The sequence below is a fragment of the Pseudomonas sp. CFBP 13711 genome, assembly GCF_014842265.1.
Lineage (GTDB): Bacteria > Pseudomonadota > Gammaproteobacteria > Pseudomonadales > Pseudomonadaceae > Aquipseudomonas.
On record NZ_JACYVI010000014.1, the window covers coordinates 120,854 to 146,037 of the forward strand.

Annotated in this window: 22 protein-coding genes; 5 read left to right on the forward strand and 17 right to left on the reverse strand. The window is 59.9% G+C overall.

The window, feature by feature from the left end:
• Positions 1–66 precede the first annotated feature (66 nt).
• From IFT47_RS22715 to recR, 3 genes are all read left to right on the forward strand, one after another.
• On the forward strand, positions 67–393 hold the full coding sequence (locus tag IFT47_RS22715; protein ID WP_037011416.1) for a YbaB/EbfC family nucleoid-associated protein: 327 nt from the start codon (positions 67–69) through the stop codon (positions 391–393).
• Positions 394–576: 183 nt separating this feature from the next.
• Positions 577–1,605 (forward strand): NADP-dependent oxidoreductase, encoded by a 1,029-nt coding sequence (locus IFT47_RS22720; RefSeq protein WP_192174207.1) that lies wholly within the window; start codon positions 577–579, stop codon positions 1,603–1,605.
• A 69-nt stretch (positions 1,606–1,674) separates the two neighbouring features.
• Positions 1,675–2,277: a recombination mediator RecR gene (gene recR / locus IFT47_RS22725; protein WP_065988697.1), complete on the forward strand. Its 603-nt coding sequence runs from the start codon at positions 1,675–1,677 to the stop codon at positions 2,275–2,277.
• 223 nt (positions 2,278–2,500) lie between these two features.
• Here recR and IFT47_RS22730 read toward each other — a convergent pair whose 3' ends face one another.
• The 12 genes from IFT47_RS22730 to ccoN all read right to left on the reverse strand — a co-directional run bounded on the left by IFT47_RS22730 (position 2,501) and on the right by ccoN (position 14,519).
• Complete coding sequence (locus IFT47_RS22730) at positions 2,501–3,049, reverse strand: adenine phosphoribosyltransferase (RefSeq protein ID WP_192174208.1); 549 nt, start codon at positions 3,047–3,049, stop codon at positions 2,501–2,503.
• A gap of 63 nt (positions 3,050–3,112) precedes the next feature.
• On the reverse strand, positions 3,113–3,847 hold the full coding sequence (gene fnr / locus IFT47_RS22735) for a fumarate/nitrate reduction transcriptional regulator Fnr (protein ID WP_192174209.1): 735 nt from the start codon (positions 3,845–3,847) through the stop codon (positions 3,113–3,115).
• Between the two features lie 133 nt (positions 3,848–3,980).
• Positions 3,981–5,363 (reverse strand): oxygen-independent coproporphyrinogen III oxidase, encoded by a 1,383-nt coding sequence (hemN, locus tag IFT47_RS22740; protein WP_192174210.1) that lies wholly within the window; start codon positions 5,361–5,363, stop codon positions 3,981–3,983.
• Between the two features lie 89 nt (positions 5,364–5,452).
• Positions 5,453–6,211 (reverse strand): sulfite exporter TauE/SafE family protein, encoded by a 759-nt coding sequence (locus IFT47_RS22745; RefSeq protein ID WP_192174211.1) that lies wholly within the window; start codon positions 6,209–6,211, stop codon positions 5,453–5,455.
• A gap of 297 nt (positions 6,212–6,508) precedes the next feature.
• The gene (gene ccoS, locus IFT47_RS22750) at positions 6,509–6,724 is read right to left on the reverse strand and encodes a cbb3-type cytochrome oxidase assembly protein CcoS (protein WP_192174212.1); all 216 of its coding nucleotides are present in this window, start codon (positions 6,722–6,724) and stop codon (positions 6,509–6,511) included.
• A gap of 25 nt (positions 6,725–6,749) precedes the next feature.
• The gene (locus IFT47_RS22755) at positions 6,750–9,227 is read right to left on the reverse strand and encodes a heavy metal translocating P-type ATPase (protein WP_192174249.1); all 2,478 of its coding nucleotides are present in this window, start codon (positions 9,225–9,227) and stop codon (positions 6,750–6,752) included.
• Positions 9,228–9,243: 16 nt separating this feature from the next.
• Entirely contained in the window at positions 9,244–9,777 is a 534-nt protein-coding gene (locus IFT47_RS22760; protein ID WP_192174213.1) for a FixH family protein, read from the reverse strand.
• Positions 9,778–9,789: 12 nt separating this feature from the next.
• On the reverse strand, positions 9,790–11,205 hold the full coding sequence (gene ccoG / locus IFT47_RS22765) for a cytochrome c oxidase accessory protein CcoG (RefSeq protein WP_192174214.1): 1,416 nt from the start codon (positions 11,203–11,205) through the stop codon (positions 9,790–9,792).
• Positions 11,206–11,261: 56 nt separating this feature from the next.
• Entirely contained in the window at positions 11,262–12,242 is a 981-nt protein-coding gene (gene ccoP / locus IFT47_RS22770) for a cytochrome-c oxidase, cbb3-type subunit III (RefSeq protein ID WP_192174215.1), read from the reverse strand.
• The gene (locus IFT47_RS22775) at positions 12,239–12,460 is read right to left on the reverse strand and encodes a cbb3-type cytochrome oxidase subunit 3 (RefSeq protein WP_192174250.1); all 222 of its coding nucleotides are present in this window, start codon (positions 12,458–12,460) and stop codon (positions 12,239–12,241) included. The genes ccoP and IFT47_RS22775 overlap by 4 nt, the downstream gene beginning before the upstream one ends.
• A gap of 5 nt (positions 12,461–12,465) precedes the next feature.
• Positions 12,466–13,077, reverse strand: a complete 612-nt coding sequence (gene ccoO, locus IFT47_RS22780) for a cytochrome-c oxidase, cbb3-type subunit II (RefSeq protein ID WP_192174216.1) — start codon at positions 13,075–13,077, stop codon at positions 12,466–12,468.
• Complete coding sequence (gene ccoN, locus IFT47_RS22785; protein ID WP_192174217.1) at positions 13,077–14,519, reverse strand: cytochrome-c oxidase, cbb3-type subunit I; 1,443 nt, start codon at positions 14,517–14,519, stop codon at positions 13,077–13,079. The genes ccoO and ccoN overlap by 1 nt, the downstream gene beginning before the upstream one ends.
• A gap of 857 nt (positions 14,520–15,376) precedes the next feature.
• Between ccoN and IFT47_RS22790 the strand changes: the two genes are divergently transcribed.
• A complete protein-coding gene (locus IFT47_RS22790) occupies positions 15,377–16,066 on the forward strand; it encodes an alpha/beta family hydrolase (protein WP_192174218.1) in 690 nt (229 codons plus the stop codon).
• Here the strand turns inward: IFT47_RS22790 and IFT47_RS22795 are convergent.
• From IFT47_RS22795 to IFT47_RS27720, 4 genes are all read right to left on the reverse strand, one after another.
• Complete coding sequence (locus IFT47_RS22795) at positions 16,041–16,538, reverse strand: hypothetical protein (protein WP_192174219.1); 498 nt, start codon at positions 16,536–16,538, stop codon at positions 16,041–16,043. The two genes, IFT47_RS22790 and IFT47_RS22795, sit on opposite strands and share 26 nt — an antisense overlap.
• A gap of 160 nt (positions 16,539–16,698) precedes the next feature.
• Positions 16,699–19,650 (reverse strand): hypothetical protein, encoded by a 2,952-nt coding sequence (locus IFT47_RS22800; RefSeq protein ID WP_197984081.1) that lies wholly within the window; start codon positions 19,648–19,650, stop codon positions 16,699–16,701.
• A gap of 53 nt (positions 19,651–19,703) precedes the next feature.
• Positions 19,704–21,557, reverse strand: coding sequence for a hypothetical protein (locus IFT47_RS22805; protein WP_192174220.1), 1,854 nt, complete (start codon positions 21,555–21,557; stop codon positions 19,704–19,706).
• Positions 21,558–21,997: 440 nt separating this feature from the next.
• Complete coding sequence (locus IFT47_RS27720) at positions 21,998–23,272, reverse strand: hypothetical protein (protein ID WP_244656033.1); 1,275 nt, start codon at positions 23,270–23,272, stop codon at positions 21,998–22,000.
• Between IFT47_RS27720 and IFT47_RS27725 the strand changes: the two genes are divergently transcribed.
• Entirely contained in the window at positions 23,171–24,367 is a 1,197-nt protein-coding gene (locus IFT47_RS27725) for an autotransporter outer membrane beta-barrel domain-containing protein (protein WP_244656031.1), read from the forward strand. The genes IFT47_RS27720 and IFT47_RS27725 overlap by 102 nt on opposite strands.
• A 76-nt stretch (positions 24,368–24,443) precedes the next feature.
• Here the strand turns inward: IFT47_RS27725 and IFT47_RS22815 are convergent, their stop codons facing one another.
• A complete protein-coding gene (locus tag IFT47_RS22815) occupies positions 24,444–25,109 on the reverse strand; it encodes a hypothetical protein (protein ID WP_192174221.1) in 666 nt (221 codons plus the stop codon).
• Positions 25,110–25,184: the final 75 nt, after the last annotated feature.

The window sequence follows — 25,184 nt, forward strand, 5'->3', positions numbered from 1 at the left end:
TAAGCTGATGGGGCGCCCCGATTGTTCAACGACTTTCTATCCAATGACTTCCGAGGAGTAACTCCCATGATGAAAGGTGGCATGGCAGGCCTGATGAAGCAGGCTCAGCAGATGCAGGAAAAAATGGCCAAGATGCAGGAAGAGCTGGCCAACGCTGAAGTGACGGGCCAATCCGGCGCCGGTCTGGTCAGCGTGGTCATGACCGGGCGTCACGACGTCAAGCGCGTCAGCCTGGACGACAGCCTGATGCAAGAGGAGAAGGAAATTCTCGAAGACCTGATCGCCGCAGCCGTCAACGACGCCGTGCGCAAGATCGAAGCGGCCAGCCAGGAGAAGACCGCCAGCATGACCGCCGGCATGCAGCTGCCCCCGGGCATGAAACTGCCGTTCTGATCGGACGGCCGTTGTGACACCCGAATGCCAGGCCCTCGTGCCTGGCATTTTTGTTTGGGGACGGCGTCAGGGCCGCGCCGGATTACGCGCGTCATATGGGACGCCACTTCCGACCGAACCCGATCGGCTGCCCACGGTCTGCTGTCTATACCCTCGCAACCCTTCATCATGGAGCCCATTCCGATGACGCAAGAATTGATCCTCAACCAGCGTGTGGTCCTGGCATCCCGTCCACAGGGCGCACCGACCCCTGAAAACTTCCGGCTCGAGCGCGAGGCGCTGCCTGACCTGCAAGACGGCCAGGTGCAATTGCGCACACTCTATCTGTCCCTCGATCCCTACATGCGCGGTCGCATGAGCGACGCCCCGTCCTACGCGGCACCGGTGGAAATCGATGCGGTGATGGAAGGCGGCGCGGTCAGCGTGGTCGAGCAGTCGCGCAACCCGAAATTCAAGGAAGGCGATCTGGTGGTGGGTCAGACCGGCTGGCAGACCCACAGCATTTCCGACGGCAGCAACCTGTTGATGGCGCCGAAAGACCTGCCCAGCCCCTCGATGGCGGTGGGCGTGCTCGGCATGCCGGGCATCACCGGTTACATGGGTTTGATGGACATCGGCAAACCGAAAGCGGGCGAGACCCTGGTCGTCGCTGCGGCTTCCGGGGCGGTCGGTTCGGTGGTGGGTCAGGTGGCCAAGCTCAATGGCCTGCGCGTGGTGGGTGTTGCCGGTGGTGAAGACAAATGCCGTTATGTGGTCGACGAGCTGGGCTTCGATGCCTGCATCGATCACCGCAGTGATGATTTCGCGGAGCAGCTGAAAGCAGCCGTCCCGAACGGCATCGACATCTATTTCGAACTGGTCGGCGGCAAGGTGCTGGAAGCGGTCATCCCGCTGCTCAATGAGCGTGCGCGGGTGCCGTTGTGCGGACTGATCGCCCATTACAACGCCCAAAGCCAGCCGGAAGGGCCGAATCAACTGCCGTTGTTAATGCGCACGCTGCTGACCAAGCGCGCTAAGATTCAGGGCTTCATCGTCTACGAAGAGTATTACCACCGTCTGGAAGAATTCATGCAGGCCATGATTCCGCTGGTAAAGGACGGCAAGGTGAAATTCCGCGAAGACGTGGTGGAAGGTCTGGAGCACGCGCCGGACGCGTTCATTGGCCTGCTCGACGGCAAGAACTTCGGCAAGCTGGTGGTCAAGGTCTCATGACCCTGATTTGACGGTAATCGGAGGCGCGGGTATAAACCGCGTCTCGTGTTTTTGTCGGACGTTTCTCCAATGAGCTTCAGCCCCCTGATTCGCCAGTTGATCGACTCCCTGCGCATTCTGCCTGGCGTCGGTCAGAAAACCGCCCAGCGCATGGCGTTGCAGCTGCTGGAGCGTGATCGCAGCGGTGGCTCGCGTCTGTCCCAGGCATTGAGTCAGGCGATGGAAGGCGTCGGTCACTGCAAACAATGCCGCACCCTCACCGAAGAAGAACTTTGCCCGCAATGCTCGGACGTCCGTCGCGACGACACGCTGCTGTGCGTGGTCGAGGGCCCGATGGATGTGTATGCGGTGGAGCAGACCGGTTACCGCGGGCGCTATTTCGTGCTCAAGGGGCATTTGTCGCCGTTGGACGGTCTAGGGCCTGAAGCCATTGGCATCCCGCAATTGGTGGCGCGGATCGAAGAGCAGGGCTCGTTCACCGAAGTCATCCTCGCCACCAACCCGACGGTGGAAGGCGAAGCGACGGCGCACTACATCGCCCAACTGCTGACCAACAAAGGCCTGGTTACCTCGCGCATTGCCCACGGCGTGCCGCTGGGTGGCGAGCTGGAACTGGTCGACGGCGGCACGCTCGCCCACTCGTTCGCAGGGCGCAAGCCGATTCAGTTGTAGGCAAAATCCCGGACTTCAAGACCGTGCTGTCTTGCAGCAAACACCGTACCTGTGGGAGCGAGCTTGCTCGCGAAGGTGGCCTTCCTACCGCTAGATATCTGGCGGCGGTACCGGCCTCTTCGTGAGCAAGCTCACTCCCACAATATCGTGTTCGCTCAGGAGCAGCAGTGTCAGCTGGCCTGACGTCTGGTGCTGTGATCAGACGTCTTCCATTGGTGGCTTCCTACTTATCCGTCAACGCAAACTCGGTCAAACAGAACGTCGGGATTTCCATGTCACGCAGGCGCTTTGAACCGCCCAGTTCAGGCAGATCGATAATCGCAGCGGCTTCGTGAACCTTCGCGCCCATGCGGCGGATCAGGTTAGCGGCGGCGACCAGCGTGCCGCCGGTGGCGATCAGGTCATCGAACATCACAACCGAATCCCCGTCGCACAAGCTGTCGGCGTGGACTTCCAGCAGCGCTTCGCCGTATTCGGTCTGGTAGGCCTCGGCCAACACGTCCGCCGGCAATTTCCCCTGCTTGCGAAACAGCACCAGCGGTTTGTTCAGCTCATACGCAACGATCGAGCCGATGAGAAACCCGCGCGCGTCCATGGCGCCGACGTGGGTGAACTCGGCATCGATATAACGCTGGATGAAGCTGTCGATGACCAGGCGCAGGGCCTTGGGTGACTGGAACAGCGGGGTGATGTCACGAAAAATCACGCCGGGCTTGGGGAAATCCACCACAGGGCGGATGAGGGATTTGATGCTGAATTCGTCGAAAATCATATGGATCTCGGGCAGGACATGACTCAAAAGACGCCAGTCTAAGCCCGCCCGGACCATGATGCATCAGCTTTCCAGCGATCCCCCGGCCAGCGCGCAGAGCTGAATCGGATCGAGGATGCGGATTTCCTTGCCCTCGGCGGCAATCAACTCGTTCTGCTGAAAGCGGGTGAACACCCGGGACACGGTTTCCACTGCCAGGCCCAGGTAGTTGCCGATCTCGTTGCGCGACATGCTCAGGCGGAACTGGTTGGCGGAGAAGCCCCGGGCGCGGAAGCGGGCGGAGAGGTTGACCAGAAACGTGGCGATGCGCTCGTCGGCGGTTTTCTTCGAGAGCAGCAGCATCATCTGTTGGTCATCGCGAATTTCCCGGCTCATCACCCGCATCAACTGGCGACGCAATTGCGGCAGTTGCACCGACAGTTCGTCCAGCCGTTCGAAGGGGATTTCGCACACCGATGTGGTCTCAAGGGCCTGCGCCGTGACGGGATACGCCTCGGCGTCCATCCCGGACAGCCCAACCAGTTCGCTGGGCAGGTGAAAGCCGGTGAGTTGTTCTTCGCCGCTGTCGCTGAGGCTGAAGGTTTTCAGCGCGCCGGAACGGACGGCGTAGACGGAAGCGAAGGTGTCGCCCTGACGAAACAGAAAATCGCCTTTCTTCAACGGCCGGCCGCGTTTGACGATCTCGTCCAGTGCATCCATGTCTTCCAGGTTCAATGAAAGCGGAAGGCACAACGGGGCCAGGCTGCAGTCCTTGCAGTGAGCCTGGGTGGGAGCGCGCAGTTTGACTGGCTCAGACATCGGGTAATTCCTTTTGCAGAAACACGCATAAGTCGTAAGGGTAACTCAGCGGTTAACCCTGCGACTACCACGCGCCTCCATGGCCAGAAATGATTCCTCCGCTCCAGGCGGAAAATGCCTGGATCACGCGGGCCTATATCACCCGGGAATAGCGCTGACGGTTTTGCGCGCCCAGATACCCGTCGAACACCATGCAGATCGAGCGCACCAGCAGACGTCCCGCCGGGGTGACGGTGATGCCTTTCGAATCCAGGTGAATCAGCCCATCCGTGGCCATGGTCAGCAATTGCGGCCACTGCTCGCAGAAATATTCCCTAAAGTGGATGGAAAATTCGTCCTCGACGGGGGCGAAATCGAGGCGGAAATGGCAGATCAGTTGGCTGATGATGGTGCGCCGTAGCTGATCGTCCTCGTTGCAACGCAAGCCGCGCTTGGTCGCCAGTTGGTCGCTGGCCAGCAGGGTCTGGTATTCGGTGAGATCGTTGGTGTTCTGCGCATAAAGCCCACCGATCCGGCTGATGGCCGAGACGCCGAGGCCGATCAGGTCGCAGTGACCGTGGGTGGTGTAGCCCTGAAAATTGCGCTGCAGCGTGCCTTCTTCCTGAGCGATGGCCAGGTCGTCATCGGGCAGGGCGAAGTGGTCCATGCCGATGTAGCGATAGCCGGCGCCGGTCAGTTGCTCGATGGTGCGCTGGAGCATCTCCAGCTTGTGCTCAGGGCTGGGCAACTGCGCCGTGTCAATGCGCCGCTGGGGCATGAATCGCTCGGGCAGGTGGGCGTAGTTGAACACCGAAAGACGGTCGGGCTGCAGGGCGATGACGTGCTCGACGGTACGGGCAAAACCCTCCGGGGTTTGCAGCGGCAGGCCGTAAATGAGGTCAATGTTCACCGAACGAAACTGCAAGGTGCGCGCGGCTTCAACGATGGCGCGGGTTTCTTCCAGGCTCTGCAAACGGTTGATCGCCCGCTGCACCAGCGGATCGAGGTCCTGCACGCCGAGGCTGACACGGTTAAAACCCAGTTCGCGCAACAGGCCCATGGTCGACCAGTCGGCCTCGCGGGGGTCAATCTCGATGCCGTAGTCGCCGGAGTGGTCATCCAGCAGGGTGAAGTGCTGGCGCAAATGGGCCATGAGCTGACGCAGTTCGACGTGACTGAGGAAGGTCGGCGTGCCACCGCCGAAGTGCAACTGCTCGACCACCTGACGATCATCGACATGGGCGGCGATCAGGCTGATCTCGCGTTCGAGGCGCTGCAGATAGAGCTGGGCGCGACCGCGGTCCTTGGTGATGACTTTGTTGCAGGCGCAGTAGTAGCAAATGTTGGCGCAGAACGGGATGTGCACGTAAAGCGACAATGGCCGCGACGCCATGCGGCTGTCGCGCAGTGCATGCAGCAGTTCGAAAGCGCCAACCTGCGAATGAAATTGCACGGCGGTGGGGTAGGACGTGTAACGCGGCCCTGCCAGATCGTATCGGCGGATGAGTTCAGAATCCCAACGAAGGTCGTCGAGCATGGGGGCGTTCCCGTGAAGGCTGGCGGTGCGGGAAGTGTAAGGCGCGCCCAGATCAAGGCGTTGATCTGGGTCAATGGACGGGGCAGCGATTACTCGTGGGCCATGTCTGCATGGTTCATGTGAGGAGTCATCGTGTGATCCATCCCGTGACTCATCGTGTGAGGCGTGTGCCCCATCAGCCACTGTTGATGGGGGCCGGGGAGTGTCCACAGGCCAAACAGAATCACCAGCAGCCCGCCGGCCACCCGTACGCTGCGGCGACGGAGCAGGGCGGTGATGCGCTCGGCGGCCAGCCCCGTGGCGAGCAGCACCGGCCAGGTGCCGACGCCGAACGCGAGCATTAATAATCCGCTGTGCAGCGCATTGCCCTGGCTCGCCGACCACAGCAGCGTGCTGTAAACCAGTCCGCACGGCAGCCAGCCCCACACCGCGCCCAGCAGTAAAGCCCGAGGCATCGTCGACACCGGCATCAGGCGGCTGGCCAGCGGTTGCAGGTAACGCCAGATCCAGCGGCCCAATCCTTCGATGCGGGTCAGGCCGCTCCACCATCCGGCCAGGTACAGGCCCATGGTTATCATCAGCAGCCCGGCGATCACCCGCAACAGCATCGCCCCCGGACTGTTGGCGACCGCCCAGCCGACCATGCCCGTCAGCAATCCGGCGCAGGCGTAGCTGAAAACACGTCCGACGTTGTAGGCCACCAGCAGGCGCAAGCGTCGGCCCCGTTGCTCCTTGGGAATGGCGAAGGTGAGCGCGCCCATCAGCCCGCCACACATGCCCAGGCAATGGCCGCCGCCGAGCAGGCCCAGCACGAGGGCGGAGAAAAGTTGGGGGATGAGGTCATGCATGGGCATTATACGAAAGCGTTCCGGTGAGTGTTATTACGCCATCGGGACAGATATCCCGCGGTCGATAGTCAGCCATCGTGAGCAAGCTCACTCTCATCAAATATGACAACACCGCAGATCTACCTGCGGACATAAAAATTGTGGGAGCGAGCTTGCTCGCGAAGGGGTCGAGATAGCCGCTGCATCTCTAGCGGCTGGAACGCCGTCTTCGTGAGCAAGCTCACTCCCACAGGGGTTGTGTTTGCTGCGAGACAGCGCGTCGTCTGGACGACGGGAGATCTCCCATAGGGACCGGGTTCACTTGGCAGAGTCCTTGTTATCGCCCGATTTCTCTTTCCCCGACATCTCATCCACTCCGGCCTTGTGCCCCGGATCCTGATCGTCGAACAAAATGCTGTGAGCCGGGCCGTCCAGGTCGTCGTACTGGCCGCTGTCCACTGCCCAGAAAAAAACGTAAATCGCCACCGCCACAATCAGCAGCGCCACCGGAATCATGATGTAGAGCGCAGGCATCGGGCCTCCGAATTCGGTCGTGTGGTCATGCGGGCACCGGTCGGCTTAGCCCGGGTGGTAGCGGATCGACGGGCCGATGCTTCATCCGCGTCAGACGCAACGCATTCAACACCACCACCAGCGAACTCACCGACATCCCGGCCGCCGCCCACAACGGCGTGACCCAGCCCAGCGCCGCGAAGGGCAGCACCAGCCCGTTGTACAGCCCGGCCCACGCCAGATTTTCCACAATGATCCGCCGTGTGCGCCGAGCGAGGCCAAAAGCCTCCACCAACACGTGCAGACGGTTCGACAACAACACCGCGTCCGCGCTGGTCTTGGCCAGGTCGGTGGCCGAACCCATGGCGATGCTGATGTCGGCCGCCGCCAGCATCGGCACATCATTAACCCCGTCGCCGATCACCAGAAGGGTCCGGCCCTCTGCCCGCAGCCGTTGCAGAATGGCGAGCTTGTCATCCGGCCGCAGGCTGCCCCGGGCGTCATCGATCTGCAACTGAGTCGCGACGCTGGAGACCATGGGTGAGCTGTCGCCGGACAATAACAACGTCTTCCAGCCGCGCTGTTTGCACGCCTCGACCAGCGCCGCCGCGTCGTCCCGCAGCCGATCATCCAGTACCAGCCAGGCGAGTGCCTGCGTGTCATCCCCCAGCAACAACCACTGACCGGGCTCGTCGGGCATCAATGGCACGGCGACGCCACTCAAGGCGCAGACAAACCCGGGCTGACCGATGCGTAACGGGCGCCCATCAACGACGCCTTCGAGCCCCAGCCCCGGCGTGGCGACGACCCCTTCAGCGGTCAGCGGCGTCTTGCCGAACGCCCGGGCAATCGGGTGTTCAGACCGACTTTCCAGTGCCGCCGCCAGGCTCAAGCAGTCGTCACTGCTCAGCGCGCCGAGGCTGCGAATGGCCCTTAACGTCAGGCGTCCTTCGGTCAGCGTGCCGGTCTTGTCGAAGATCACCGTGTCGATCCGGTTCAGCCCCTCCAGGACATGGCCGCGGGTGAGCAGCAGCCCGAGTTTATGCAGCGTGCCGGTGGCGGCCGTCAGGGCGGTGGGCGTCGCCAGCGACAAGGCGCACGGGCAGGTGGCGACCAGCATCGCCAGCACAATCCAGAACGCGCGGCTTGCGTCGAGCTGCCACCAGACCACGCCGACATACGCCGCCAGCACCAGCGAAATCAGCAAAAACCACTGCGCTGCGCGGTCCGCCATTTGCGCGAGGGGCGGCTTCTCCGATTGGGCGCGCTCCAGCAATCGGACGACGGCAGAGAGTCGCGTGTCAGCGCCGAGGGCGAGTACTTCCACCGTCAGCACGCTTTCCACATTGACGGTGCCGGCGGTGACGGCGTCTCCCACCTGACGGGGCTGAGGCAGGTACTCGCCGGTGAGCAGCGATTCGTCGATGCTCGAGCGGCCCGCGATGATTCGGCCGTCCGCCGGCAACAGCGCGCCGGGGTGGACCACCACGCGATCGTGCAAACGCAACTGATAGGTCAAGACGCGCTCGGTCTGGCCGTCCGCGTTCAACCGCAGGCAGGAAGCCGGCAGCAGATTGACCAGTTGCGCGGTCGCCGCGCTGGTGCGTTCCCGGGCGCGGCGTTCCAGGTAGCGACCGGTGAGCAGGAACAGCGCGAACATGCCGACCGCGTCGAAATACAATTCGCCCACGCCGGTGACCGCTGTCCAGAGGCCCGCGACGTACGCCGCACCAATCGCCAGCGACACCGAAACATCCATGGTCAGATGGCGCGCGCGCAGGTCGCGCAGCGCCCCTTTGAAGAATGGCGCACAGCTGTAAAACACGATGGGCGTCGTCAGAAACATCGCCACCCAGCGCAGGATCGTGTGCATCTCGGGACTGAGGTCGATGTTGAATTCGGGCCAGGTCGCCATGGTCGCCATCATCGCCTGAAACCACAGCAGCCCGGCGACGCCCAGTTGACGCAGGCTGCGGCGGTTTTCCCGGGCCAAGTGCTCGGTCGCTTTGTCCGCCTGATAAGGGTGGCCGGCGTAACCGATGCTGCGCAGCTCGGCCAGCACCTCGCTCAAGGGCAACCCCACGTCATGCCATCGCAGGTGGAGGCGATGGTTGGACAGGTTCAGCCGCGCCTCGACCACGGCGGGCAACGTGCGCAGATGTCGCTCGATCAGCCAGCCGCACGCCGCGCAGGTGATGCCCTCGATCATCAGCGTCGTTTCAGCCACATCGCCAGCGGGGGACTCATGGCGGACAAAGGGCGCCTGCACGTCGGGACGATCAAGGAGGGCTTGTTCGTCGGCCAGAGGCGTCGGTAATACCTGAGGATTGATCGACGCTTCGCTGCGGTGCAGGTAATAGCTTTCCAGGCCGCCGGCGACGATGGCGTGGGCCACGGCCTGACAACCGGGGCAGCAGAACTCCCGCGCCTCGCCCAGCACCGACGTGATGAAGCGCCCGCCCGGCGGGACCGGCAACGTGCAGTGGTAGCAAGACCGCAGGTGTTTGATCTCGGTGGTCGGCATTTGAGTGGCGTTCACATCAATGCCTGCCCGCGCCCTGAATCGGCTCGTCGCCCAGGGTCAGTGGCTGGCCGGGGACGATCCGTTCTTCTTCGAACAGGCGCCAGGTCCGACCGTTTTCCACCCCCAGCAATTCGACGAAACGTCGGCCTTCGACCCTGTCGCTCAACTGCCCGACATAACGCCCCGGTTGCGAAGGATTACGCGCCAGCACGATTTTGCGGTCCTTGTCCGGCTGAGTCGGAGAAATCAGGTTCAGCACCAGGGTTTCCGGCTGACTGGCGCCGCTCAGCTGCACATCCACTTCGCCGGTCAGCTCATCCAGGCCCACCATGGCTTGCAGATTGAGGGACTGAGCCAGCAACTCGCGATCCAGGGAGCGGTTGATGCCTTTCCCGGCCTCGTAATAATTGTCGGTGACGAGGTTGTCCGGGTGGGTGACGGCGATGGTGACCATGGCCAGGGTCAATGCCACCGAGCAGGTCAGGATGCCGATGATGATCCACGGCCATAAATGCCGGTGCCAAGGTGTTGCTGCGGTGACTGGGGTCATTTCCGACCTCTCTCAGCGAATGGACGGGCCGATGAAACGGCTCTTGGCGAGGACTTCGGTGTCGCTTTGCTCAATGTCCCTGAGAACGAAACTGACCTCGTTGGTGCCCGACGGCAGTTGCTCAGGCGCGACCGACAGCTCCACCGGCAGGCTGACGATCTCGCCCGCCGGCACCTTGATCTCGCGGCGCCCTTGCAGCTTCAGGTCCGGCAGCCCGGTGGCGTCGAGCACATACGTGTGGTCGATCTGGTCCTTGTTTATGATCTTGAGGCTGTAGACGTTTTCGATCCGTCCCTCGGCGTTTTCCCGGTACAGCATGCGGTCCTTGCTGACGTCGAAACCCACCAGCGAGCGCATGTAAAACGCACTGGTCAGCACGCCGATCATTACCAGCAGCACCAGGCCATAGCCGATCAAACGGGGCCGCAGTGTTTGGGTCACTTGCCCGGAAAGGTTGTGCTCGGTGGTGTAGCTGATCAAGCCGCGCGGGTAGTCCATCTTGTCCATGATCCCGTCGCAGGCGTCGATGCACGCCGCGCAGCCGATGCATTCAATCTGCAGGCCATCGCGGATGTCGATGCCGGTGGGGCAGACCTGCACGCACATCGTGCAATCGATGCAGTCGCCCAGGCCTTCAGCCTGGTAATCGGTTTCCTTTTTACGCGCACCCCGTGGCTCGCCGCGCCGTGGGTCGTAGGAAACGATGAGGGTGTCCTTGTCGAACATCACGCTCTGAAAGCGCGCGTAGGGGCACATATAAATGCACACCTGCTCCCGCAGCCAGCCGGCGTTGACGTAGGTGGCGAGGGTGAAGAAACCGACCCAGAAATACGCCCAGCCATCGGCCTCGCCGGTGAAGAACGCCTGCAGCAGTTGGCGGATGGGCGAGAAGTAGCCGACGAAGGTCAGGCCGGTGACGAGGCCGATCAGCAGCCAGAGGCTGTGCTTGGCACACTTGCGCGCGAACTTGTTGCCGTTCATGGGCGCCTTGTCGAGTTTGATGCGCTGATGTCGGTCGCCTTCGGTGACCTTTTCGCACCACATGAACACCCACGTCCACACGCTTTGCGGGCAGGTGTAGCCGCACCAGACCCGCCCGGCGAACACGGTGATGAAGAACAGCCCGAACGCGCTGACGATGAGGATGCCCGACAGCAGAATGAAATCCTGGGGCCAGAACGTCGCGCCGAAGATGTAGAACTTGCGCTCCGGCAGGTTCCACCACACCGCCTGATGGGCGCCCCAGTTAAGCCAGACCGTGCCGAAATACAGCAGGAACAGCACAACGCCGCCCCCCATGCGCACATTGCGGAACACCCCGGTGAACGCGCGGGTGTAGATCTTCTCCCGCGAGGCATACAGGTCAACGGTGTCGCCGTCCTTTTCAGTCGGCGGGGTGACGTTGTGCAGCGGAATCTGGTTGCTCATGGCAGCGTCCTGCGCCCTTCGGGCCGAATCATCAGGGTGTGCGACGGCGATATCCTTCACTCGGGCTTTGCCGCCGGTTCGTCCCCATGGGACAGGCTATATACGTAAGCCGCCAGCAGGTGCACCCGGTCATTTCCCTGCAGCAAAGCCTGTGCCGGCATCTGGCCCTGGCGGCCGTACTGGATGGTCTGCTGCAACTGGGCAAAGCTGGCGCCGTAAATGAACGCGCCGGGGTGGGTCAGGTCTGGCGCGCCCAATGCGGCAACGCCTTTGCCCTGCGGACCGTGGCAGGCGACGCAGGTGGTGGCGTAGATTTTCTGGCCCGCCGCCGGGTCGGCGTTCGCGTCGGCGGGCAGCGTACGGCCACCCAGCTGTGTCAGCACATAGGCTGACACGTCGCGCACGCCTTGATCGCCGATCACCGCACCCCACGCCGGCATCACGGCGTGACGGCCGTTCATGATGGTGGTTTTGAGGGACTGCGGATCGCCGCCCCAGCGCCAGTCAGCGTCGGTGAGGTTGGGGAAGCCATAGGCGCCTTTGGCGTCGGAGCCGTGGCAAACCGAGCAGTTCGACGCGAACAGCCGACCGCCCATCTTCAGCGCTTGTGGGTCTTTGGCCACTTCCTCGATGGGCATCGCCGCGAATTTTGCGAATATCGGCCCGAAGCGCGCCTCGGATTGCGCCATCTCCTTCTCCCATTCGTGCACGCCGGTCCAGCCGGTTGTGCCGTCGGAAAACGGGATTTTCTTATCGTTGTCGGCGTAGTCGTAACCCGGCAGCAGCCCCGTCCAGTTGCCCAGCCCAGGGTAGAACGCGAGGTAGCCCAGGGCGAAAATAAGGGTGCCGATGAACAACCAGAACCACCACTTGGGCAGCGGGTTGTCGTACTCCTCGATGCCATCGAACGCATGGCCGACGGTTTCATCGGTGGTGTCGGCGCGCTGGCCCTTGCGCGTGGCGATCAGCAGCCAGCCCATCGCGAAGATCGTGCCCAGCGTCAGCACCGTGACGTAAATGCTCCAGAAGGCGCTCATGGTTTCTGGCTCCTTTCGGGTGTTGACGGGGCGTGGGCTTTGCTCTGGTCTTGCGCCTGCCTGACCTGCGCAATCGCCTCCGGATCATCGGCAAACGGCAGCAGCGTCGCATCGTCGAATTCCGCCTTGCGCCGCGGGCTGTACACCCACAGCGCCAGACCAATGAAAGCCACCATCACGACGACGGTGCCCAGGCCTCGTATTGTTCCCATGTCCATGGCGATCACCGTTTGCTCTTGATGAGGGTGCCCAGGCCCTGAAGGTAGGCCACCAGCGCATCCATTTCGGTCTTGCCCTTCACCGCGTCGGCTGCGCCGGCGATGTCGGCATCGGTGTAGGGCACGCCCAGGCTGCGCAGCACTTCCATCTTCTTGCCGGTCAGCGTGCCGTCGATCCTGGTGTCCGCCAGGAAGCGGTAGGCCGGCATGATCGACTCCGGCACCAGGTCGCGCGGGTTGTTCAAATGCGCACGGTGCCAGTCATCCGAGTAGCGCCCGCCGACCCGGGCCAGGTCCGGCCCGGTGCGTTTGGAACCCCACAGAAACGGGTGATCCCAGACGCTTTCACCTGCCACCGAATAGTGCCCGTAGCGCTCGGTTTCGGCGCGGAACGGCCGGATCATCTGCGAATGGCAGCCCACGCAGCCGTTGGCGATGTAGACGTCGCGGCCTTCGAGTTCCAGCGCCGGGCGCGGCTTCATGCCTTCGACGGGCAGGGTGGTGACGTCCTGAAAGAACAGCGGAACGATCTGGGTCAGCCCGCCGACCGCCACCGCGATGACCATGAAGATCGACAGCAGGCCGATGTTCTTTTCCAGTGCTTCGTGCTTGATCATCAGTGAGCCCCCACGACGGCAATCTGTGCGGCGGCTTCCGCTTCTTCCGTGTTCGCTGCACGAATGGTGCGGAACACGTTGTAGGCCATGAACAGCATGCCGCTGGCGAAAATCCCTCCGCCCAACGCGCGGACGATGTACCCCGGATGACTGGCCTGCAGGGCTTCGACAAACGAGTAGGTGAGGGTGCCGTCGTCGTTGATGGCGCGCCACATCAGGCCCTGGGTGATGCCGTTGACCCACATCGCGGCGATATAGAGGACGGTGCCGACCGTGGCGAGCCAGAAGTGCGTGTTGATCAGCGCGACGCTGTGCATCTTCGACCGGCCGTAGAGTTTCGGGATCATGTGGTAGACGGCGCCGATGGAGATCATCGCCACCCAACCCAGCGCGCCGGCGTGAACGTGGCCGATGGTCCAGTCGGTGTAGTGGGAGAGCGAGTTGACGGTCTTGATCGCCATCATTGGCCCCTCGAACGTCGACATCCCGTAGAACGCCAGCGACAGCACGAGGAACCGCAGAATCGGATCGGTGCGCAATTTATGCCACGCGCCCGAGAGGGTCATCATGCCGTTGATCATGCCGCCCCAGCTTGGCACGAGCAGGATGATCGACATCACCATGCCCAGTGATTGCGCCCAGTCGGGCAGGGCGGTGTAGTGCAGATGGTGCGGGCCGGCCCAGATGTACAGGGTGATCAGCGCCCAGAAATGCACGATGGACAGACGATAGGAATAGATCGGGCGTTCGGCCTGTTTCGGCACGAAGTAATACATCATCCCGAGAAAGCCGGTGGTGAGGAAAAAGCCCACGGCGTTGTGCCCGTACCACCACTGGATCATGGCGTCGGTGGCGCCGGCATAGGCCGAGTACGACTTGAACAGGCTCACCGGTAGCGAGATGTGGTTGACGATGTGCAGCATTGCCGTCACCACGATGAACGCGCCGTAGAACCAGTTGGCGACATAAATATGTCGGGTCTTGCGCTTGACGATGGTGCCGAAGAACACCGCGCCGTAGGCGATCCAGACAATCGCCAGCAGGATCGCGATCGGCCATTCGAGCTCGGCGTATTCCTTGGTGGTGGTGTAGCCCATCGGCAGGGTAACGATGGCGCCGATGATGACCGCCTGCCAGCCCCAGAAATGAAAGGCCGCCAGGCCGTCGGAAATCAACCGCGCCTGACAGGTGCGCTGGACGACGTAATAGGACGTGCCGAACAAGGCACAGCCGCCGAACGCGAAAATCACCAAGTTGGTATGAAGGGGGCGCAGTCGACCGAATGTGGTCCACGGCAAACCGAAATTCAGGTCAGGCCACACGAGTTGGGCGGCGATGAAGACGCCCAGGCCCATGCCGATGATGCCCCAGACCACCGTCATGATGGCGAACTGGCGGACGACCTTGTAGTTATAAGCAGTCGGGCTGGGTGCTGTGCTCATGTCAGGTTCCACGGTGTGTATTTTATTAGTGTGGTCACAGCCGCACCTTCGATCGCGCGTAACCCATCACGCAGTGGCGTGGTTCGGGATCGACGGAAGCGAGGGACGCGGTGCACGCAGAGGCCCGTTTGCCGAAGCGCAATAGGGTTCTGGCTGAGTGGCCTGAGGGAAGGAAGACAGGTCGAGCTGGATCGCGCGCGTGAGTGGGAGGGATTGGATACAACCCTGCGGGTGAAAACAGCGCTGAGGCTGCTTGTCTGCAAGAGGGCTGCGTTGCCGGGCACAATCTTGTTGCTGGGCCTGTGGCTAGCTGTCGCCGGTCCACTGTGCGGACACAGCTTAGACGCGAATGATCGCGGAGGGAAGGCTTTGGAACAGCGCCTGCGACACTTGGCCGCGCTCGACGGAAAGTTGCCGCGTCCTTGGCGGGACGCGGCGATCAACCATTTCCGGAGATAGCTGAAACGCTTCTCTGCCTGCTGTTCCTGTGCATCGAGAGAGCATTTCGACTGCAAAGTTGTATACAAAAAGCCGCTGACATTGGCACTTTTATCTGCCCAAAAATATTTGGCCCGAGCTGGCAGAAAGGCCGGCGATCGTCACGGGTGATCGTCCGGAGCGGACAAAAAGCATATTCCGTCGATGAAACCGCCCGGTTGTGTGCAGGTTGGGGCGCTCAGGATTCGGTGCTCGTTGCCGAAGTGCCGGGCCAGACTAACGCCCAGGAGCTGAACCCTTGCTGTCGGAGCAGGGCAAACAGAGGGCAGGCTCATGGCACGCCGACGTTGCTGCATAATGCCGGCCGTGGTGCTCGCCTCAGTCGGCGGGTGGTCGATGTTTTGGTAAAAGAGACCTGCATGAGCAAACAACACGCGGCGAAGCGAACGGCGGATCACTGCGCGCAGCTGGCGCAAGAACACGGCTGGATCTGGGATGCGCCGACCGGCCAGGCAGCGGAGGCGCCATCGACGCTGATTCTCGCCCACGGCGCGGGCGCCCCGATGGACAGCGACTTCATGAACGACATCGCCACGCGCCTGGCGGCCTTGGGTGTTGGCGTGCTGCGCTTTGAATTCCCCTACATGGCCCAGCGCCGAATCGACGGGCGCAGACGACCGCCCAATCCCCAACCGAAGTTGCTGGAGTGCTGGCATGGGGTTTACGCCGCCGTGCGTGGGGGTGTGAGCGGGCGAGTGGCGATCGGGGGCAAATCCATGGGCGGACGCATGGCCAGCGTCATCGCTGACGAAGTCGAAGCCGATGGGTTGTTCTGTCTGGGCTATCCGTTCTACGCGGCGGGAAAACCCGAGAAGCCGCGGGTCGCGCACCTGGCGGGACTGCGGACGCCGACGCTGATCGTGCAGGGCGAACGCGATGCGCTGGGCAATCGAGAGGCGGTTGAAGGGTACGAGCTGTCGAAAGCTATCAATGTGCATTGGGTGCCGGCGGCCAACCATGACCTCAAACCGCTGAAATCATCGGGCCTCAGTGTCGAGGCGTGCATGCAGGAAATCGCCGGGCTTATGGCGCGCCCGCTGATCGGATAGCGGGATGTTCCTCGGCGTTAAGGTGACAGACCAGTTCGAACAGGCCGTCGGTCACGTGAAAGTCCTTGGTCGGGACCGCAAACTCGAAGTTGCCGTGCAGCTGTCCTGAAGTGGCATCGCAGCCCAACAGCGTCAGGTTGCCTTGCTGCAGATCGCGGGAGTGATAAATCTTCGCCATCCGCGTGGGGGTGAGGTGATAGATAACGGTTATCTGTTCGTTGCGCAGCAAGTTGTAGCTGCCGGGTTGCACTGTCTGGTCGATGAACAGGCCGATCATGGTGCGGTGCCGGCGAACCGTGCCGGTGGCGAGGATCTTCCAGATGCGGCAGGTGAGCGGATCCGACCGACCCGGACGCAGGCACGCCATGGCGCTCAGGCGGTGGGTGATGAAGGGGTGTCCGTTGACTATTGCGCTGAACGTGCCGCGCGCCGCCGGTGCCTGCGGGCGTTGAAGAGGAGGTTTTGCGGGCATTTTTCTGAGGTTTCCTTGAGTGGATTTTAAGGGCGGGGTGGGCGCTGCGCGTGTAAGACGCCGTCGGGTGGCGACGACGTCTTTGAAAGGGGTGCTGCTTAGGTGTCTAAGCGTGCTGGCGCGCGTGAGTGGCTGATTCGCGAATCAGCGGATTAGCTGATTAGCGAATAGCAACGCCCAGGCTGGAATTGATGTGGAGCAGTTTGTAGTCCTTGCCGGTGTTGAGGTTCTTCACGTAGTACCACTTCGCGCCGAACACGTTCTTGGCGACGGTGGAGGACCAATAGTTGGCGTTGCCCATCGGCCAGCGGTTGCCGTAGGCGTTATAGATCTCGATCAACTCGTGGATGCTCGGGATGCGCGCGCCAATGCGGTTGGCGGCGTTGGAGATCTGGGTGTAGTTGCCGGAGCCCACGCCGTGGCATTCGATGACGCCGGTGACGGAGACGGTAAAGCTTTTGCTCTCGCCCGCAGCGTCGGTCGCCGTGATGATTGAGCCGCCCCTGCTGCGTACCGAAACCAGGCCTGTGGAGTCAACATGTGCCACGTTCGGCATGCTCGAAGAGTAGGTATAAGGTGGCTTGCCGCCGGCTGCTACCCGCTTGATCGTGGTTCCGGTCGGGAAAACCGGAAGCAGGTCGGGATGTGCCGGAAGCAGATAGATCTTTCCGCCCAAGGTGGCTGGAGATGTGTCGAATTCCAGACCTTTGAGAACAGCGAGCGACAGTTCTTCAGAGCGGCGAGGTACGCCGTTTCGAATGACCTCATAGCTCAGTGTTGCCGTACTGCCTTCAGCTGCAGAGATCTGTGCTTTAGGCACATTGAAGACGAGAGCGTTTTGGTCTCCAACCGTTTGCGTGGCGGTATCAAACGCCGAGACGCTAGACCAGCGAGCGGTGACACGATCCTCAGGCGCCATGTTGCGGTAACTAACGCGAACAGTTGCGCCAGATTCCGGAACTAGTGAGGGGCGCAAAATTCCGTCAGCGCCGACTGAGTCCATGGCAGGCGCCGGTAGCTCGAGCACCGAACTCATAATTTGCAGGCTCACAACCTCGGACTGTTGCACGCCACCAGCGCGTTGCACGGTGTATGAGACATTGACCGTTTGACCATCGTTTGCGCTCACCAATTGGCTAGCAAACACGACCGATAGCTCTCGAAATGCGTCCTCGACCGTGATGACGTTGTTCTTTGTCCCGCTGCCTTTTGGACCGCTCCAGCGAGTTTCAACGATATCGCCAGCCTCCAGATTCGCATCGGAAGCAATCAAGACTGTTGCGCCGTTAGGTGCATCAGCAGGATCGAGCGTGTCCCCCTTCGCTTCCTTGACAGTGGGATTGGGCAACGGCGCGTAGACCATGCTACCGACACGAAATCGCAGTTGTGCGGAGACGAACTTCTGAGTGCCCCGGTCGACTTCGTACCAAGCGGTCACTTCGCTGTTTGTATTGGCCTCTACGACCCGCTTGTTGACCCTGAAAATCACTTCTCTGCTGACGGTACCGCTATTAATTACGGTGAAGTCACTGTAGCTGCCGCTGGATCCTTGGCCGTCCCAATGCAGTGTGACCTGATCATCCACGGCCATGCCGGGGTACCGTGCGATGCGTACCGTGGCTTCAAGGGCAATATTCGCGGGGTCCAGCACGCCACTGCTGTCCAGTTCGTCAATCGAGGGCGCTGGAAAAGAAACCCCAGTGTCATCGCCGACCAGAACATTCAGAACCGGCGACTTGAAGAACTCCCGCTCGAATGAAGTAACGGTGTAGTACACCTCCAGTGAACCGCCCGCCAGTGCGCTGACCTTCATGTCGGGAATCGCGTACTGCAACGTGTTGCCTATGTCGCCATGGCTGAGGTTTTTACGTTCCTCATGCATGACGTTCGCGCCGCCGGCCGTTTTGCCCATCCACACAAGATTGACGTCGTGGCCAGGAAGCATGAAGTAGTAAGGGGGGACCTCGACCAACACATTATGAGCAGTCGGATCCAGTACCCCTTCGTTTTGCTCGGCCAAAGGAATTCGTGGCGGATCCAGTTCCATCATCTTCCCGATGATCTTCAACGGTAGATTTTTTGATAGCAAAGCCTGGCCAGTGGTCTTCATTACCCGATACTTGATGCGGGCGCGGCCTTGGCTGATCGGTTGGAACAGGTCGTTTGGAAGCGAAAAGTCCAGAAATCCATACGGGTTTTGGACCACTTTAGTTGTCCGATAGGTCGGCAGAGGCATGCCCGAGCCCGTCTCACGTTCTACAGACAACATGACCTCATCGTTTTTAGCGATCTGCGGGTTGGACAGCACCAGAATCTGGACGGGCGAGCCATCCAGCTTTTCGAGATCAAGCTCCATGTCAGGTGCCTGCGGCGCGACAGGTGCCGGCAATGTATCCCTTCCAATTTCAACCTGCGCGTAGGTCGGCAGTGACCAGCGCGACCAGTTATTTACGACGTCTCGAATTTCATAGCGGACTTCGATCATGTCCGAACTGCCCGCGAATTCGATGGCGCCTTTGGGGACCTGAATGATGATTGGCTTACCGATCTCAGACTCACTCATGATGACCATCCGAATGAATTGTCCATGCCATGACAGCTTGACGTCGTCGCCGACGGTCATGTTCACGTATGGAGCGATTTCTACGGAGACGCCTTCTGGAGAGGTGATGATGCCGGGTGGGGAGACAACTGGTTTTGCAAGCGCCTCGTTCTCCCATGGAGTTGCTGGATTAATATCAGCACCACCAGGAACAGTAATTTTCACCGGAACAGTGATTGGGGGTGACTGGTTTTTAACACCGCCGATTGGCTCAGTCACTTCATAGTAAAGTGTGATTTCTTTTGGATGGATAAACTTTTGGTCGAGTGGAAGAACGACGAAAGTAGGAGTTTCAGGTGTAAGGTCTTCATCGCGAACTGTGTAATTCAGTGCGAGTTGGTTATCGCAGTAGAGATCAATGATGTCCGCTGCCGCGATTGTGACGTATGGCCCTACGCGGACCGACAATGGGACCTGTGGGTCAAGGGTATCAGCATAACCAATGCCGCTCGGGTCGTGCAGATTCTGCATCGCCGGTACGGGTAACAGCTCTGTGAAGGGAGTATTCATTTTACTTTCCATATAGGTAGTGGTAGGCGAGCCGTGAGGGCTCGCCAAATTGTTTAGCAACCCGATCCGGGGGTCGCCATGCGGATCAGTACGGGGGTACTTATTGAGTTAACTGGACCGCTTGGACCCTCAACCCGGTAATAAGCTTCTGCGCGTCCGGTACAGATAAGTCGAAGTTGGTGATCGGTGACGCGAAAGCTATAACCGTCCACTATTTCAAACTCATCAAGAACATGCGTCATTTCAAAGCTGGCGCCTGGTACTGGTGTATCGCCATTTGCCGCGTTATATCCGCGGAATACCACAGTGACTCGTGGATACTTTGCGATATTTTCGTATGGCGCAATATAAATGGGTGTACCATCTGGACTCAAAATAGGGCTGATTGCATTGTTGTGGTTTGCGTTCGTAAAAACTGGGCCTTGTAGGCCTGTCTCTCCACCCGGCAGGTCACCTTGAGAATGGACTGAGACGCTTTGCGCTGGCGATCGTGAAATATTTGGGCTGCTCGTTTGAGATATCGAGTAGAACACCTTGATATCTTCGCCCGTGCCTTCCCCAGTCAGGATTCTATTCGGAATGGTGAGCAACAGGTCTCTGTTAACGACGCTGGAACGCAACGTGTAGATCACCTGTTCATCGTGCGAGCCCCAAGTAAGCGTAAATACATCGCCGATGGCGAAATCGTCTCTCCAGCCAATTAGTGCGTAGGCGTCAAGTAGGAAATCGTCTTCGTCAATAACATTGTCTTCGTTGTTAGCATTGCTGCTGCCGCGGATAACAGGAAACGCTAGAGCTTCGTTCTCGGGTGTGCCCGGCTCCGGATCTTGCGGGCCCGGTAGCGTAATATTGACATCGACCACCAGCATTAAAGATGTGCCGATCAGCACATTATTACGGCGTACTTCATAATGTAACTGCGCAGGCCCGTCGCCTGCTAGTGCGACGATCCCATATCGTACGTTGATGGTGAACACAGGGTTGAACGTTTCGTCCCCAGGATTTAACTGGACCTCCGGCAGGGGGTAGCCGCCCCAGTAAAGGGTTACATTATCGCCGGGTAACGCATCGGGATACTGAGGAATATCTACCGCTACGCCTGCTCGGGCGTCGGCATCGTCCACAATCCCATCGCTTGCTTGAGAACAAACCGGGGCAGGGTAGTTATCTGGAATATCTACAAGGATCAAACGGAATGTAGTTTCATTGGACTTGATCGAATGATTTCCTGCCCGATCCGTGACAACGAAAGTAACCGGCTCTGCGACATCGCCTAAACTTTCTAGAAACTCACGAGGAAAGCTCAACATCACACGATCCATTGTCACCTCCGACGAGGTCACAGTGTGCTCAGGTCCGGCGGTCGACCCCCACATAGTTCGAATCTGGTCGCCCCATGCCATCCCTGAGTAACCCGGAACTTCAGCAACAAGAGTACCGCCAAGTTCAGTTAGCTCGTCTGCGGTCAGAATTCCGTCCTGCGTTTGGGAGGGAAAAATCATGGGGGCGATTAGGTCACCGCCGGGTGCGACTGTATCTACGATGAGCGGAATCTGCGGAGACTTTACAGATACCGCACCGCCCTCATTGGTTGCGGCGTAGCCGACATTATATTCTCCATCTCTGAGAAGTTCTGGCGGGACTACTAGGGATATGAGCGTGCCTGGTGTCTCGTCAGTGATAAAAAATTGGTCTGTCAGGGTTTCTTTACCCCAAGTAATTTGGCAAGAGTCCCCAGGCAGCGCCTCGTTCCAGCATGGAAATACGATCTGAACGGGCTGAAGGAGAGCTTCAAGGGTAAGCAAGCCGTCAATTGGATCAGCTGTTGGGATACTTGGCGTAGCGAGTGCCTTGGAAGGTCCGCGTGATTGACGGGTCACAGTCGAGCGATTTGTTGAATTGCACATTGTGTTTCTCCTGGAAAAAAGGCAGCCGATAGCATTGGCCAGAATGAGGCTGCCTGAATTTTTATATCGCCATCACGGAGTGTGATGGCTAATTGGCCGATGCTTGCGAGTTAAATCTTTTAGATAGTTACGCCACGTAATAGAGAAGTTTTCCTGCTGTCAATATTTATTGTGCGGTGACGTAGTTTTCAAAAAAGCTCGGTGGTCTCTGTGTTGCTTCAGGTACGTAATGTACATAATCTCACCTCGATCCAGCTGTCAATGCTGTGGCGGCATTTTTACATATAAGAATGCGATTCGCTGATCGATCGCTTTGATCAAGTGCTCCATATTCGATATGTCGTTGAGTGTTTCAAATATGCATATTTATATTTTTGCCGGGCAGCGTTGGCTGCAGGTTCGATAAATGTCCTATCTGTAAGAATGGGACTACAAAAAGTTCAGAAATTTCGGGGCAAAAAAAATAGTTTCGCTTGTACTTGGTTCGTATGGGTACTGCATTGTGAGCGCTCTTTTTTGTGATTGAGATGTCTATCGTGATTCAACGTACTTGTAAGCGGTCTATCGCTGCGTCTTATGGGCAAGCCGCCACCGTCATATTGAGTATGTCGCTGGCAAGTCAGGTGTCTGCAGAAGACCAAACTTCCAAATCCACTTTTTCGGTTATCGTCCCTGCCGGTCAAGTTGAGAATGTGGATCACAACACTGGTCTGGATTATGTGCTGGCCGGGCCCGGAGCAACCCTGAACTTGTCTCCCGGTGCTCAAATAAATAAGGTCTCCGGCCCAGGTTTGGGAGGGGTGCTTAATATAAATGGAGGTGCGGTACGGCATACCCTGAATGATGCCTTCACGGAAGCGGCGGTCATGCTTTCCGGGGGGCGGATTAATGCTGCTGGTGCGGTAATCAGCAGCTCGCCCCGACCAGCTATTCGGCTGCAGCGGCTTGGCGGCGCTGAGTCCCAAGCGAAGTTTCTCAGTAGTCAGATAGCTGGGCTGGGGAGAGGCATTGAGGTAGGTGCCGGCACCGTCACTCTTGAGGGTACGAGAGTGAATGCCGCAATGCGCGCAGATGGCGAGGGAACGGGAATCTACGCCGCCAGTTCCAAGGTCACGATCCAAGATAATAGCCTCGTAGAGGGCGATGGCGTCGGGTTGATCGCGACCTCCGCAGGAAAGGTCCCCGGTAGCGGCGACCCTGAACTGGGTGCGAACTCGATCATCATTGATCACTCTCAGGTAGTTGGCCTTTCGGACTCTGCGATTCGAGTCAGAGGCAATCACATGTTCCGTGGCATTGCTGAAATAACGGTTAGAAATGGCGCTGAGCTGATCGCCGGGAACGGTAACCTGATCGACGTCCAAGACAGTGGCGAAGTGCAACTGATTGTTGACAACAGCAGTCTTACGGGGAATTTCCTCGCGGGCGAAGGCAGTCAACTCGACATAACGTTGCAGAACAGCGCTCGCTTCAAGGGCAACCTGCTCAACGCCGAAAGTCTCACAGTTAATTCTGAAGCAGCGTGGATGCTGGTAGGCGATACCGTTCTTCCCAAGCTTACCTTGGGCAGCGGAACAGTGCGTTTTGAAGGGGCGACGTTCAACCAGCTTACGTTGGGTGAGCTTTCGGGGAGGGGTACATTTGATGTGCGCGTGAATCTGGACGATGGGACAAGCGATTTGCTGAATGTGGCAGGTGTCGCCAAGGGTATCCATCTCCTCAGCGTGCATAACACCGGCACCGAAGCCGTCCCTGCCGAGTTCGACCCGCTGCGGGTGGTTCACACCGAAGGCGGGGATGCCGAGTTCGGGCTGGTGGGCGGTCGGGCGGATCTTGGGGTGTATTCCTACGAGCTTGAGCGCCAGGGGACGGACTGGTTCATCGTCGGGTCCGGCAAGGAGATCAGTCCTTCCACGAAAAGTGCGCTGGCGTTGTTCAACACGGCGCCGACGGTGTGGAACAGTGAGCTGACGACGTTGCGCAGTCGCATGGGTGAAGTGCGCGGCCAGGAGCAGGGCGGCGGCTGGATGCGGACGTATGGCAGTCGCTTCAATGCGGCGCTGGATTCCGGCGTTGATTACCGCCAGAAGCAACAGGGTCTGTCTTTCGGTGCGGATGCGCCGGTTCCGGTGGGCAACGGTCAGCTGTTGTTCGGTTTGATGGGGGGTTACAGCAAGTCGGATCTGGACATCGGCCGAGGCACTTCGGGCCAGGTCGACAGCTACTACATGGGCGCGTATGGCACGTGGTTGTCGGAGGGCGGTTATTACCTGGACGGCGTGCTGAAACTCAACCAGTTCCATAACGAGTCGAAGGTGGCGATGAGCGATGGCACCAAGGCCAAGGGCGATTACAGCAGCAAGGCGTTGGGCGGATCGCTGGAAGTCGGCAAGCACATAAAGCTGGGCGATGAGTATTTTGTCGAGCCGTTTGCGCAGGTGTCCAGTGTCTGGATCGATGGCAGCAGTTACACGCTGGACAACGGCATGCAGGCCAGAACCACCCAGACGCAGTCGGTGCTGGGTAAAGTCGGCAGTACCGTGGGACGCAGCTTCGCCCTGAAGGACGGCGGCGTTGTCAAACCGTACGCACGGGTGGCGTGGGCCCACGAGTTCTCCCGCAGTAATGACGTCAGCGTGAACGGTCAGCGTTTCGACAACGATCTGTTTGGCTCCCGGGCGGAACTGGGCGCCGGCGTTTCGGTGTCGCTGTCCGAGCGACTTCAGGTGCACGCTGATTTCGATTACATGAAGGGTGAGCATGTCGAGCAGCCTTGGGGTGCGAACGTGGGCGTGCGTCTGGCGTTCTGACGCGCGCGTCAGCTAGTTGAAACGCGGTTTTGAAGCCCCGGCTGCAGCGATGCAGTCGGGGCTTTTTTACGTGGGCTTAGGGTTTTGGCTGCATCCGGCGCCGTCGCGGTGGACGGCCCGGAGGCGAGCCTTTGCCGCGTCGCTTCCTCAGGCGCGGCAAGTTGACGGTCAGCGTTTCCGAAATGCCGACGAGCTTGGCGCGCCGTACCACTTCATAGCGCACCTCGACGCATCCGCTTTCGTAGTCCGCCAAGGTTTCATTGTTGAGGTACTGAACCAGGCGAGGGCCTTTGCGGCCTTCTACCTTGCCGATGGTGGTGTAGAAGGTGTTGTGGCCCCAGCGCAGCTTCAGGTGATCCCCGAACCACAGCTTCGGTGAGCGCGGGATATTGATGTAGATGCCCACGTGCAGCTGTGCGTCGGTCGGGCCTTCGGGGTCGGCACCGGTGATGAAAGGCGCTTCGAATACCGGCGCCGGAGGCGGGTGCTTCATCTCGTGATGCCAGGGAAATCCCGGGGCATTCTGAAGCTGGCCGGCGTAGACCAACGCCTGTTCAGCCGCACTCTTGCCCGCGGGCGGTATTGCCTGCAGATCTTCGTAGAGCGGGATGGAACTCTTGTCGGGTGATTTGCCTTTCTTCCTGCGGGTCGTTCTCGGGTTAGGCAGTGTTACCTTGTTATCGTTATCGGACTCATTCGGCTGCGAGTGGGGTGGCGGCTGGATATCCGTTTCATCGTCCATTGGAACTCCTTGATCAGATCGCTAGTGCGAGGATTACAGGATTGGGTGTTGGCGCTTGCTTGTAGGACTGCGGCG